The organism is Bacillus sp. EB V-12 (assembly GCF_056158125.1).
Map to the genome: position 1 here is coordinate 391,027 of NZ_JBUXJL010000001.1, position 12,568 is coordinate 403,594.

Annotated in this window: 14 protein-coding genes; 12 read left to right on the forward strand and 2 right to left on the reverse strand. The window is 34.9% G+C overall.

All coding sequences use genetic code 11. From position 1 onward, the window contains the following. Positions 1-77: 77 nt before the first annotated feature. From ACZDYH_RS02035 to glcK, 10 genes are all read left to right on the forward strand, one after another. Entirely contained in the window at positions 78-995 is a 918-nt protein-coding gene (locus tag ACZDYH_RS02035) for a PstS family phosphate ABC transporter substrate-binding protein (protein ID WP_000871830.1), read from the forward strand. 27 nt (positions 996-1,022) lie between these two features. Beyond that, positions 1,023-1,973 (forward strand): phosphate ABC transporter permease subunit PstC, encoded by a 951-nt coding sequence (pstC, locus tag ACZDYH_RS02040; protein ID WP_000940917.1) that lies wholly within the window; start codon positions 1,023-1,025, stop codon positions 1,971-1,973. 1 nt (position 1,974) lies between these two features. Further along, positions 1,975-2,841, forward strand: coding sequence for a phosphate ABC transporter permease PstA (gene pstA, locus ACZDYH_RS02045; RefSeq protein ID WP_001242557.1), 867 nt, complete (start codon positions 1,975-1,977; stop codon positions 2,839-2,841). A 28-nt stretch (positions 2,842-2,869) separates the two neighbouring features. Next, positions 2,870-3,685: a phosphate ABC transporter ATP-binding protein gene (gene pstB, locus ACZDYH_RS02050; RefSeq protein ID WP_000226686.1), complete on the forward strand. Its 816-nt coding sequence runs from the start codon at positions 2,870-2,872 to the stop codon at positions 3,683-3,685. A gap of 291 nt (positions 3,686-3,976) precedes the next feature. After that, positions 3,977-4,633 (forward strand): phosphate signaling complex protein PhoU, encoded by a 657-nt coding sequence (phoU, locus tag ACZDYH_RS02055; protein WP_000251240.1) that lies wholly within the window; start codon positions 3,977-3,979, stop codon positions 4,631-4,633. A 340-nt stretch (positions 4,634-4,973) separates the two neighbouring features. Beyond that, on the forward strand, positions 4,974-7,328 hold the full coding sequence (locus ACZDYH_RS02060; RefSeq protein WP_000679336.1) for a sugar phosphate nucleotidyltransferase: 2,355 nt from the start codon (positions 4,974-4,976) through the stop codon (positions 7,326-7,328). A gap of 69 nt (positions 7,329-7,397) precedes the next feature. Then, entirely contained in the window at positions 7,398-7,547 is a 150-nt protein-coding gene (gene rpmG / locus ACZDYH_RS02065; protein WP_001265616.1) for a 50S ribosomal protein L33, read from the forward strand. 105 nt (positions 7,548-7,652) lie between these two features. Continuing rightward, the gene (locus tag ACZDYH_RS02070) at positions 7,653-8,231 is read left to right on the forward strand and encodes a 5-formyltetrahydrofolate cyclo-ligase (RefSeq protein WP_000642750.1); all 579 of its coding nucleotides are present in this window, start codon (positions 7,653-7,655) and stop codon (positions 8,229-8,231) included. Between the two features lie 103 nt (positions 8,232-8,334). Then, positions 8,335-8,535 carry a YqgQ family protein gene (locus tag ACZDYH_RS02075; RefSeq protein WP_000253699.1) on the forward strand — a complete coding sequence of 67 codons (201 nt, stop codon included), beginning with the start codon at positions 8,335-8,337 and terminating at the stop codon, positions 8,533-8,535. Between the two features lie 19 nt (positions 8,536-8,554). Beyond that, on the forward strand, positions 8,555-9,538 hold the full coding sequence (glcK, locus tag ACZDYH_RS02080) for a glucokinase (RefSeq protein WP_000391701.1): 984 nt from the start codon (positions 8,555-8,557) through the stop codon (positions 9,536-9,538). Between the two features lie 80 nt (positions 9,539-9,618). Here the strand turns inward: glcK and ACZDYH_RS02085 are convergent, their stop codons facing one another. Then, entirely contained in the window at positions 9,619-9,792 is a 174-nt protein-coding gene (locus ACZDYH_RS02085) for a DUF2759 domain-containing protein (protein WP_000524852.1), read from the reverse strand. 170 nt (positions 9,793-9,962) lie between these two features. Between ACZDYH_RS02085 and ACZDYH_RS02090 the strand changes: the two genes are divergently transcribed. Both ACZDYH_RS02090 and ACZDYH_RS02095 read left to right on the forward strand, forming a co-directional pair. Then, complete coding sequence (locus tag ACZDYH_RS02090; RefSeq protein WP_000871236.1) at positions 9,963-10,592, forward strand: MBL fold metallo-hydrolase; 630 nt, start codon at positions 9,963-9,965, stop codon at positions 10,590-10,592. Positions 10,593-10,601: 9 nt separating this feature from the next. After that, complete coding sequence (locus ACZDYH_RS02095) at positions 10,602-11,714, forward strand: class I SAM-dependent methyltransferase (RefSeq protein WP_000525152.1); 1,113 nt, start codon at positions 10,602-10,604, stop codon at positions 11,712-11,714. Between the two features lie 142 nt (positions 11,715-11,856). Here ACZDYH_RS02095 and ACZDYH_RS02100 read toward each other — a convergent pair whose 3' ends face one another. Then, complete coding sequence (locus ACZDYH_RS02100) at positions 11,857-12,147, reverse strand: ArsR/SmtB family transcription factor (RefSeq protein ID WP_000894377.1); 291 nt, start codon at positions 12,145-12,147, stop codon at positions 11,857-11,859. Between the last annotated feature and the right edge of the window lie 421 nt (positions 12,148-12,568).

The following is a 12,568-nucleotide window of genomic DNA, read 5'->3' on the forward strand; positions in this document are numbered from 1 at the left end:
AAACCGAATTAATAGTTTAGCAGTATTCTTATATCTGTAATCCTGTTATTTTCGGTTACTTCTAGGAGGAAGAACACGTGAAATGGATGCGTACACCGATTAAAGTTTTCGTATTATCAATATGGTTCCTCTGTTTTGAAATGTCTACTGCATTTGCTTTAAATGATACGGGAGAAGTGAGAGTTGATGGATCCTCAACGGTTTTTCCTATTATAGAAGCAGTAGCGGAGGAATATACAAAGGTGCATCCAGACGTGAAAATTTCCATCAGTATTTCTGGAACTGGGGGAGGATTTAATCGTTTCAGTAAAGGAGAAGTAGATATAAATAATGCTTCGAGAGTAATGAAACAAGTCGAGAAAAATGAAATGAAGAAAAACTCTATTCAGTTCACACCTTTTGAGGTTGCTAACGACGGTCTTACGATTGTTGTGAATCGCCATAATACATGGGTAGACGATATGTCAGTAGACGAGTTACGACTACTTTGGAGTGAAGATGGAAGAGAGAAGCGATGGTCACAAATTCATTCAACATGGCCACGTGAACAAGTGAAGTTTTATGCACCAGGCGTAGACTCTGGTACGTATGATTATTTTCAAAATGTCATCTTACAAAATCATCGCATTGTAAAAAAAGTCTCTTTGTCTGAAGATGATCAAGTTATTATGCAAGGGGTAATGAATGATAAACATGCCATTGCTTTTGTAGGATATGCTTATTATATGGCTAATCGAGATAAGGTGAAAGCAATAAAAGTAAATGGTGTATTTCCGACGAAAGAGACCATTCAATCAGGTAAGTATAAGCCGTTATCTAGGCCACTACTTACTTATGTGAATAATGCATCTATCCGAAATAAAATGAATGTAGCAAACTATGTTGAGTTTATGATTCAGCATGTTGGTAACCTCGCTGAAGAGGTCGGGTATGTAAAATTAAGAAAAGAAAAATACAATGAACAGCTGCGTATGTTAACAGAAATAAAAAGGTAATGTCAGGGTGGAAAGGGGTTTTCATCTTTGGCTCATAATGACAAAAGTCAAATTACATTTTCTGTACAACATTTGATTGAAAGAAATACAAAACAAAGAAAAAAAACGCAGCGAATCAATCGAATAGTGCCTTTATTACTAAAAATAATTGCTAGCGTTTCTATTGTGACGACACTTGGCATTGTTTTTACGCTCTCTAATGAAACAATCATGTTTTTTCAAAAAATATCATTATACTCCTTTTTGACGGAGAAAGAATGGTTACCATTTTTTGAAGACCCTAAATTCGGTATATTACCACTTATATGTGGAACGTTCCTTGTAACAGCAATTGCTATGTTTGTAGCAATTCCTATCGGTTTAGCGTGTGCCGTATTTTTAAGCGAATATGCTTCAAATAGTGCACGGAAAATATTAAAGCCGATGTTAGAGCTATTAGCAGGTATCCCGACAATTGTATATGGTTTTTTTGCATTAACAGTTGTTACACCGCTTTTACAAAGGATTATACCAGATTTACAGTTTTTTAATGCGATTAGTCCAGGAATCGTTATCGGATTTATGATGATGCCTACAATTGCATCTCTATCTGAAGACGCGATGAGAGCTGTGGCGAAAGGGACGAAAGAAGCTTCATTAGCACTCGGAGCGACGCGGTTTGAAATGGTAAAACAAGTGGTGTTTCCGTCCGCTTTTACAGGGATTATGGCAGCAATTATATTAGCAGCTTCTCGTGCAATTGGTGAAACGATGATCGTTGTAATTGCAGCAGGATCCACACCAAATGTATCGCTTGATCCGACACATTCTATTCAAACGTTAACAGCCTATATTGTGCAAGTAAGTTTAGGTGATGCTCCGCATGGAACGATTACGTATTACAGCATGTATGCTGTAGGCGCAACGTTATTTTTGTTTACCTTTATTATGAATATCATTTCGCAGGCAATTATGCGCCGTTTTAGGAGGATGACATAATATGCGAATGTTAAATCATAAAAAAATACAAAAAAATATGGCATCACGCTTTTTAAAAGATCGAATTTACAAATTGTTATTTTATATAGCAATTTTATTTTCAATCGTAATTTTGTTTTTGTTACTGTTTCAAATTGTTGAAAAAGGTATAAGTTATCTTTCAATAGATTTCTTTACAAATTTCGCTTCACGTAATCCGAAAGAAGCTGGTATTGCTGCAGCTTTGTCAGGGACAATATTATTTATGAGTATTGTTATACCTGTTTCTTTTATATTTGGAGTTGGAACAGCACTTTATTTAGAGCAATATGCGAAGGAATCTCTATTTAAAAAAATAATAGAGATTAATAATCAAACGTTAGCAGGAGTACCATCCGTTGTATTTGGATTGCTTGGTTTAACTATTTTTGTATATGCTCTTCATTTAGGAGAGAGTATAGTTGCAGCAGCATTGACGATGAGTCTACTCGTTTTACCAACAGTCGTTGTGGCGAGTCAAGAAGCAATTCGATCAGTACCAAGTGTTTTATTAGAGGGTTCTTACGGATTAGGTGCTACGAAGTGGCAAACGATGTATCAAATTGTATTGCCATATGCTTTCCCAGGGATTATAACGGGCTGTACGTTAGCGATATCAAGAGCAATTGGAGAGGCTGCACCACTATTAGTTATTGGGGCACTTGCGTTTGCAAATTATGTTCCATTTAGTATGTTTGATAGATTTACAGTTCTACCAATTCAAATTTTTAATTGGATGAGTAGGCCACAAGAAGAATTTCAGTATGTAGCAGCAGCTGGGATGATTGTTTTGTTAGGTTTGTTGCTATTTATCAATATATTTGTTTTATGGTTACGAAATCGAAAATAAGTTGGAAGTGGATGAAAGGGGAATTCAAATGGTAGCAACAGTAGTAAATGTACAGGTGAAAAACGAAGAGAAAATCGAGACTGCGCCAAAGAAGGTAGTATTTGATACGAAAAATTTAAATTTATGGTACGGGGAAGACCATGCTTTAAAAGATATTAATTTAAGTATTCATGAGAATGAAGTTACAGCCATTATCGGTCCAAGTGGCTGTGGTAAATCAACTTACTTAAAAACATTAAATCGCATGGTAGAGTTAGTACCGATCGTTCGAACTACAGGTGTAATTGAGTATAGAGAACGCAATATATTTGATAAATCATATCCAGTTGAAGAATTAAGAACGCATGTAGGAATGGTGTTCCAAAAGCCAAATCCATTTCCAAAATCTATTTATGAGAATGTAACATACGGTCCAAAAATCCATGGTATTCGTGACAAAAAGACATTAGATGAAATTGTTGAAAAAAGTTTACGTGGAGCAGCGATTTGGGATGAGTTAAAAGATCGTTTGCACGATAATGCATACGGTTTATCTGGTGGACAGCAACAGCGTCTATGCATCGCACGCTGCTTAGCTATTGAGCCAGACGTTATTTTAATGGATGAGCCAACATCGGCATTAGACCCAATTTCAACATTAAAAGTAGAAGAATTAATTCAAGAGCTAAAGAAAGATTTTAGTATTGTTATCGTAACGCATAATATGCAACAAGCAGCGCGTATTTCAGACAAAACAGCTTTCTTCTTAAGCGGGGAAGTTGTGGAGTATACAGATACAAACAAATTATTTACGACTCCTTCAGATAAGCGTACAGAAGATTATATTACAGGTCGCTTTGGTTGATATCGTTTCAAAGCTAAGAGCAAATGCCCTCTTAACAGAGGGCATTTCTTATTTTATCTTACTGTTAATAAAGAAGTAATACTTCTCCTTATCTTAAGTTTTATTACAAGCGTAAGAGGCTATGTAGGAGATTTACCCCGCTATTTGCGGGCAGTAAGACCCCCACCTTAAAATTTAGCGAAAGCAAAGAAGTTAGGGAGGGGATCTTGCTGCCTATCAAATCCCGATTGATGAGGGTTGATTAAAGTTTCACTTTTATATAATGGCACATAATATTGAGGGGGAAGAAAAATGGTAAGAGAACAGTTTCAAGGTGATTTAAAAGCGTTACAGCAAAAGGTGATTGAGCTTGGAGAATTAGCAAATGCGGCTTTATTGATTGCTATGGAAGGTCTGCATACAAGGGATGTAGAGAAAGCGTTAGAGGTCATTGATGGTGATTACCGCATGGATAATTTAGAAGAGGAAATAAACGATCTTGCGCTTATGCTCATTACGAAGCAGCAACCTGTAGCAAGTGACTTAAGAAGGATTTTTATTTCAATTAAAACAGCGACAGATTTAGAGCGCATTGCAGATCATGCTGTTAATATTGCAAAGGCTACAATTCGTCTTGGGGAAAAAGAAGTGGCTGTTAGTTTGCACAACCTAGATGAAATGTTTGCGGTTGCAAATGAGATGTTGCATTTAGCGTTAGAAGCATATGAACAAGAAAATTTAACTTTTGCGAAACAAATTGCTGAAATGGATGATTCCGTTGATGAAATATATGGAAAAGCAATTCGTGAGTTTATATCTTCAGTTCCGGAACAACCAGAAGCAATTACGCAAATTACACAATTATCATTTGTCGCGAGATATATTGAGCGTGTAGCAGATCATATTACAAATATTGCTGAAAATGTCTTTTATTTAGTAAAAGGAAAGCATTATTTATTGAATGAGTAGGAAAAAAAGCAGGTGATGAGAAATCACCTGCTTTTTTTAGTCAAAACATGACAAAAAAAGCTCGTTGTTTCCTTTAGTTTATGATGATAAGATGTATCATAATGTAATGGAAAAATTAGTATATATGTTTGTCGTTAATAAGTATTATTTACCAATTTATAGTAAGCGCTTTCTTGTTGTTTGAAATGTACGTTTTTATAGGTTAGAAATTTAATTATATAGTCTTCTAAATGAGGATGTGTTTAACTAATCAAGTTTATGCTGCTAGTTCATGTGGGATAGGGAATATACATATGGTATATGGAGTTACTGAACATTATATAAGTGGAGGCTGAAGTATATGAAGGGGGTTATTTTAGCTGGAGGAAAAGGAAGGCGCCTTAGACCATTAACATGTAATACTCCAAAGCCGATGTTACCATTATTAGAAAAACCAGTTTTAGAATATAATATTGAGTTATTACGCCAGCATGGTATTCGTGAAATTGCAATTACTGTTCAATATATGAGTACGACTATTAAGCAATATTTTGGTGACGGTAGTAAATGGGGAGTTAACTTGTATTATTTTGAAGACTCTCCTCCGCTTGGCACAGCAGGGAGTATTAAACAAGCAGAACAATTTTTAGATGAAACATTTGTTGTGATAAGCGGGGATGCATTAACTGACTTTCAATTATCAGAAGGAATTAGGTTTCATGAACAAAAGAAAAGAATGGTAACAATGTTTGTGAAAGAAGTAGAAAATCCACTCTCATTTGGATTGGTTGTAATGAATAAAGACCAGGAGGTTACACGATATATAGAAAAGCCGGGCTGGAATGAGGTAGTATCTAATGTTGTGAATACAGGCATATATATTATGGAGCCAGAAATCTTTTCTTACATACCGCCTAGGCAATTTTTTGATTTCAGTCATGATGTGTTTCCGTTATTGGCAAACAAAAATGTGTTATTCGCATATTTGTCAGAAGGTTATTGGTTAGATATCGGCACATTTAATCAATATCGACAAGCACAATTTGATTTGTTAACGAAAAAGTTACAAGTACCTATTCCTTATACAGAAGTATTACCGATGGTATGGATGGGAGAAGGGGTGACGATTGGTAAAGGGACGAAAATTCATGGCCCCTCTTTTATTGGAGAAGGAGCAAAGATTGGTACAGGAGCTGTAATTGAGCCATATTCTATTATTGGGAAAAATAGTATCGTTTCAAATTATTCTCATCTGCAAAAAAGTATTGTTTTTGCAAATGCCCACATTGGGAAGTATTGTGAACTATTAGAAACGACAATAGGAGAGCGTACAATAGTTGAAGATGATGTTACACTGTTTCAAAAAAGTGTTGTAGCGGATCACTGTCATATCGGAAGAAGTACGGTAATTAAGCAAAAAGGAAAACTATGGCCTTATAAGGCGATTGATAGTCATTCGATAGTAGGAGCGGCTGGTATTCAAGAGAGTGAAATGAGTGCAGGGTGGTTACAAAAAAGCCGCATTGTAGGAAGAGGGAATGTTGAAATTACTCCCCAGTTTATCGTGAAGATTGCGATGGCGTATGGTTCTCTTTTTAAAAAAGGAGAAAGTATATTAATTGGAAGTCAAGAAAATATAGAAACAACCTCTTATAAAAATTTATTTTTACATGCTATTCATGGTATAGGGATTCATACGATGGAATGTAAAGAAATGAACGAGTCACTTTTTCAATATAGTGTTCACCAGTTGCAATGTGCAGGTGGTGTTTTCATTCAAGTGGAGAATGAGAATGAGATTGTTATAAAGTTATACGGTCAAGCTGGCATGCCGTTAACGTATAAGCAGCAAAAAGAGATAGAACAAGTATATATGTCCGAATTGTTTTATTACGTGCATGAGAAAGAAATGGGGCGTAATAAGCTCGTTCATGTTTCTATGAATGAGTATATAGAAGTTATATTGGAGCATATTGATATCGAGAAAATACAGATGCAGAAGTTTCATCTTCTTATTAATAAGAGAAATGATACGTTGCAACATTTACTCATGCTCTTTCTGCAAAGACTTGGTTGTACAGTTACATGGATTTATGCAAGCGAACAAAAAGATCATGTGAAAGCTTTGATGAAATCAAGTAAAGCGAATATGGCTCTTATGTTTTCTGAGCAAGGAAATCATTTCGAGTTATACGATAAACATAGTAATATTTACCAAGGTACAGATTTGGAAGAGGTAGATATTCCAGATTTCTTACTCGAATCGACAGGAAATATTTACCCAATGTCTTTGAAGTTAGGAGAATGTTATCTTCTATTTTATACGCAGGATGAAAGAAAGTCGTTTCAAGTAAGGTGGAAGCGAGATATTTTATATCGGATTGGAAAATTATTCGAGCTAATAGCATTGCAAGGAAAAACGTTTCTCAGCATAGTAGAGCAATCACCTCCGCTCTATTTACTTTATGATGAAGTGGTATGTTCATGGAATGAAAAAGGGGAAATTATGAGGAAATTATTGGATGATATAGAAAGGAAGGGAGAAGGTATATTTGAAGGAGTACAGTTCAAATATACTGAAAAAGAGTGGTCTTATATCGTTTCTGACACAAAACAACCAAAATTTTTGGTGTATTCACATGCTAGAAACCCAGTAATAGCAAGGGAAAATATGAAAAATCTTATAGAAAAAATTAGACAATATCAAAAGGTGTAGAATTTTTATTTTAAAAGTGGTATTATAGTATAGTCTGATTTAAGTTATTAGTACTGGAGGGAAATAAGAATGCGTGTGAATATTACTCTAGCATGTACAGAATGCGGAGATCGTAACTATATCTCAAAGAAAAATAAACGTAACAACGCTGAGCGTATCGAGCTTAAAAAGTATTGCAAGCGTGACAAGAAGTCTACGTTACACCGTGAAACAAAGTAAGCAGTAGGAATATTTTCCTACTGTTTCTTTTTTTTATTCGATTCCTATGTTAAAAGTGATACACTATCAGCATAGAGTAAAGTGTCACTGTAAGGGGGAGAATGTGTGAAAGCAGAGAAAGTACGTTTACGTAAACAAATAATAGAACACATGAATTCTTTATCAGAAGAACAGTATACAACTTTATCAGAACAGATTGCATTTTCGTTGTATGCGCAAAAAGAGTGGGTTGAAGCTAAAACAATTGGAATTACTCTTTCAATGGAAAATGAAGTGAATACATATCCTATTATCGAAAAAGCTTGGGAAGAAGGAAAGAAAGTTGTAGTTCCTAAGTGTAATAAAGGAACTAGAACGATGTCCTTCCGGCAAATTAATAATTTTGATCAATTAGAAACGGTGTATATGAATTTACGTGAACCGATTCCTGGGCTTACGGAAGAAGTGAATATGGATGAAATTGATCTTCAAATTGTGCCGGGCGTAGCTTATACAGAACGAGGAGAGCGAATTGGGTACGGCGGTGGCTATTATGATCGTTATCTCGTGCATTATAAAGGGAAAACGCTGTCATTAGCGTATGATTTTCAAATGGTAAAACACATTCCAGTAGAGCCATTTGATAAAAATATAGAAAAAATTATTACAGAAAAAGGAACACTGCTTATAAATAAGCTTGTATAGACAAATAAAAATTGACGAGACTTTTTCTTCTTGATTATAATAAAATATGTGAACGTTTTCTTATTATAATTTTTTATAGTAAGTGAGCATAGAGGGTGATGAAATGGTATCTATTTATGATATTCAGCAATTGCTAAAGAAATTTGGTACGATTATTTATACGGGAGATCGAATTGCAGATTTACAATTAATGCAAGATGAATTGCGTGAATTAAATCAATCACAGCTAATCGATCCACAAGACTATCAAACAGCTTTATTTTTATTGAAGCAAGAAATTCAAAAAGAGCTAAATAAGAATTAGATAAAGGTAGGTAAGCAACATGGAAGAGAAATGGTTAGTTGGTGTTGACCTTGGTGGTACAACGATTAAATTAGCATTTATTAATGTATACGGTGAAATTTTACATAAGTGGGAAATCCCTACGAATACAGGTGAGCAAGGAAAACATATTACACTTGATGTTGCGAAAGCAATTGATAAAAAGCTAGAAGAATTAGGCGAATTGAAGAGCAAATTAATTGGTATTGGTATGGGAGCTCCTGGTCCTGTACATGTGGCGTCTGGAATGATTTATGAAGCGGTTAATTTAGGATGGAAAAACTATCCGCTAAAAGATTTATTAGAAGTAGAAACAGGATTACCTGTTGTTATTGATAATGATGCAAACTTAGCAGCGCTTGGTGAAATGTGGAAAGGTGCTGGTGAAGGTGCAAAAGATTTAATCTGTATGACACTTGGTACGGGCGTTGGTGGTGGTGTAATCGCCAATGGTGAGATTGTACACGGCGTGAGTGGTGCTGCTGGTGAGATTGGACATATTACAGTCGTTACAGAAAATGCTTTCCCATGTAATTGCGGGAAGTCTGGTTGCTTAGAAACAGTAGCATCTGCGACAGGTATTGTACGTGTTGCTATGCAAAAAATACAAGAGACTAATAAAGAGAGCATGTTGCGTTCTATGTTAGCTGAAGAAGGACGTATTACATCAAAAGATGTCTTTGAAGCACTTGGACAAGGTGATGAATTAGCAGGTGAAGTAGTAGAAAAAGTAGCTTCTTATTTAGGATTAGCTGTAGCGAACCTTTCTAGTACATTGAACCCAGAGAAAATTGTTATTGGTGGAGGCGTGTCTAAAGCTGGAGATGCGTTATTAGAACCAATTCAACGCTATTTCGAGCAATACGCTTTCTCACGTGCTGTAAAGAGCACGAAGTTAGCTATTGCAACACTTGGTAATGATGCAGGTGTTATCGGAGGAGCTTGGCTTGTAAAAAAGCACAAATACGAAGCGAAGATGATATAAGTTGTGAAATATGAAAAGAGGAAGGGGGAACCCTTCCTCTTTTTGTGTAAAATCTCGATGAAGAATAAAGTGTAAACGAATTAAGCTGCTGGTGGATACCCGTTATATAGAACAGTCATGATCGTAAACCATCCGAAAACGAGTACAGTTGCAATTGCAAAGCCGCTCGCGAAAAAGTTTTTTTCACGAAGTGTTCTAAGCGTAGCAAATACAGCTAACAGAGTGACAAGTGTAAAAATAATAACAAGGCCCATACAATATCCTCCTCTGTCTACCCATTTCTTATTATGAGTTTTTGGAATATTTACTCTTTTATATTGTACATGTTTTAAAAATGATTGTCGAGATAGCATCCTTTCTTTTCCTCAGAGAAAGAAATGTTGTATCATTAAAAGTAAGTTTAATAACTGGAGGAGATTTTCATATGAAATGGATACAAATGCCGTTAGGCCCATTACAAACAAATGCTTATATTTTAATGAACGATCAAAAAGAGTGCATTATCTTTGACCCTGGTCATGAAGGTGAAAAGCTCGTTACATATTTACAAGAAAAACAATTAAAACCATTGGCTGTTTTATTAACACATGCTCACTTTGATCATATCGGTGCTGTTGATGCCGTAAGAGACGCTTTTCATATTCCTGTGTACGTACATAAAGAAGAAGCAGATTGGTTAGGAGATGCAACTGTAAACGGCTCTCAAATTTTTATGATGAACCGCAGTATTACAGCAAAACCAGCGGATCATATTATTGATGCAGAAGGTACATTAACAATTGGATCATTTAATTTTGAAATTTTTGAGACACCAGGACATTCTCCAGGAAGTATTTCTTATTATACTAAAGAAGCGAATGCTGTATTTTCAGGAGATGTATTGTTCCAAATGAGCATTGGAAGAACAGATTTGCCTGGTGGAAGTTTTGCTGAATTAATTGGAAGTATTGAAGAGAAATTATTTGTATTACCAGATGAAACAGCGGTGTTATGTGGACATGGTCCAGAAACAAGCATTGGCTTTGAAAAAGAAAATAATCCGTTTTTACAATAAGGAGTCATTATGGGAATGGAGCTCATTTTAAGAGAATGGATGGGGAAAGAAAAGGATTATTCAATTTCATATAGTACGTATATGAACCTTGTATTGTATACGGAGGGGCATGGATATTATATGAAAGAACGTGAAAAGATTGGAAGACAAGGGGATTTTTTTACAAGTAGCAATGTATCCTCTGTTTTTGCAAAAACTTTTGCTAAACTTTTTATTCGTCTTGTTGAAAATGGTGAAGTTGCTTCGAATATTTGTGAGGTTGGTGGGGGAACAGGGAAGTTTGCCTATGATGTTTTACAAGAATGGAAGCAATTATCTCCAAACACCTTTATTAATTTAAACTATTCAATGATTGAAGTGAGCCCTTTTCATAGGAAATTACAGCAGGAGCAACTTGGCTCATTTTCTAATGTATCGTACTATACCTCCTATAGTGAAATGGGAGATTCTTTCGAGGGAATTCTTTTTTCGAATGAGTTGTTTGATGCATTTCCTGTTGAAGTAATTGAGAAAAGAAATGGTATATTGTATGAAGTACGTATTACATATACAGAGGAAGGAAACCTTTCAGAAGTATGTAGGCCGTTAAATAAAAGAATTGGTCGCTATTTATTGAAATATAATATTCATATTGCTGAAGGGCAACGTTTTGAAGTACCAATTGTTATGGAGGAGTATATAAAAGAAATTTCGAAATGGTTTCAAAAAGGTATATGTATTACAGTTGATTACGGATACACAAAAGAAGAATGGATGCATCCAGCACACCGCGAAGGAAGTTTGCGAGGATATTATCAGCATAAGCTAATGCGTAACCCACTAGCGCATCCAGGTGAAATGGATCTTACTACTCATGTTCATTGGGACGAGCTAAAGGAGATGTTTAGTATGCAAGGAATGAGTGCAGTATGGCATAAGAAACAATCTGAGTTCTTGTTAGCTGCAGGAATATTAGAACAGCTTACGAGCCATCAAGATACGAATCCTTTTTCTGAAACGCAAAAACAAAATCGAGCAGTTCGTTCTATGATTTTAAATGGAGGAGTAGGGAGTTCGTTTGATGTTGTTATACATACAAAAGATATGCAACATTTACATTTGGATCAGTATGTAACAATATAAAAAACAAGACACAGTATATACTGTGTCTTGTTTTTTAATACGACTTATGTAGTATTATATATTTCCTCTCATGATATATATTTATATTAAAGATATGAGATAAAAAATATAGAATACGTTCTTTTTCTGCGATTATTAGTCCCTAACCTAATAATACACGAACGAGTTGAATGATTGTTTCATTCTCTACTTTGTAATAAATTTCCAATCCTTTTCTTTCACTAGAAACGATTTTAGCGCTTTTTAATTTTGCTAAATGCTGTGAAATTGTAGATTGTGGCATGTTTAAGCCAGTATACATTGTAGAAACGTTGCTTGGACCGCGCTCGATTAATCCTTTTACGATACATAAACGAACAGGATGAGCTAGCACTTTTAATAATTCTGCATTACTTTCATATAGTTCTAATTCTTTTTGAAAGGTTTCTAACATGTTCTTTTCCACCTCCGTGTGAGCTATTATACCATACTATACATACCAAAAATTTAAAGAAAAGAAAATAGTTGTTGCAGAAAAAAAGTCCTAAAGTAAAGAAATTGTAAGAAAAGAGACCCGGATGTAAATAAAATAGGTAAATTAGCATGTTTTTGTAAAATGACATTTTTGGGTGAAAATTTCGATGCGTTTTAAAAATTGAAAGATATAGATATATTTGTAACACAATTTTATCATGATTTTCTTATTCTTTCAAATGAATATACGAAATTTTTAAAATAATATGACAAAGGAATTATAATGATATATATAGAATATAAAACAGGTTAAAAGAAAAGAAGCTGAATGTCATTCGCTTCTTTATGGTGATAATGAAATATTTGATTAGGGCTGATAAATCTTAGGATGATCAAGTCAT

Excerpts from the sequence above, each read along its gene's own strand:
- ACZDYH_RS02095 (WP_000525152.1), top strand. The coding sequence starts at position 10,602 with ATGGGAATGGAGCTCATTTTAAGAGAATGGATGGGGAAAGAAAAGGAT.
- ACZDYH_RS02100 (WP_000894377.1), bottom strand. The coding sequence starts at position 12,147 with ATGTTAGAAACCTTTCAAAAAGAATTAGAACTATATGAAAGTAATGCA.
- phoU (WP_000251240.1), top strand. The coding sequence starts at position 3,977 with ATGGTAAGAGAACAGTTTCAAGGTGATTTAAAAGCGTTACAGCAAAAG.
- ACZDYH_RS02075 (WP_000253699.1), top strand. The coding sequence starts at position 8,335 with ATGGTATCTATTTATGATATTCAGCAATTGCTAAAGAAATTTGGTACG.
- rpmG (WP_001265616.1), top strand. The coding sequence starts at position 7,398 with ATGCGTGTGAATATTACTCTAGCATGTACAGAATGCGGAGATCGTAAC.
- ACZDYH_RS02085 (WP_000524852.1), bottom strand. The coding sequence starts at position 9,792 with ATGGGCCTTGTTATTATTTTTACACTTGTCACTCTGTTAGCTGTATTT.
- ACZDYH_RS02090 (WP_000871236.1), top strand. The coding sequence starts at position 9,963 with ATGAAATGGATACAAATGCCGTTAGGCCCATTACAAACAAATGCTTAT.
- ACZDYH_RS02060 (WP_000679336.1), top strand. The coding sequence starts at position 4,974 with ATGAAGGGGGTTATTTTAGCTGGAGGAAAAGGAAGGCGCCTTAGACCA.
- pstA (WP_001242557.1), top strand. The coding sequence starts at position 1,975 with ATGCGAATGTTAAATCATAAAAAAATACAAAAAAATATGGCATCACGC.
- pstB (WP_000226686.1), top strand. The coding sequence starts at position 2,870 with ATGGTAGCAACAGTAGTAAATGTACAGGTGAAAAACGAAGAGAAAATC.
- glcK (WP_000391701.1), top strand. The coding sequence starts at position 8,555 with ATGGAAGAGAAATGGTTAGTTGGTGTTGACCTTGGTGGTACAACGATT.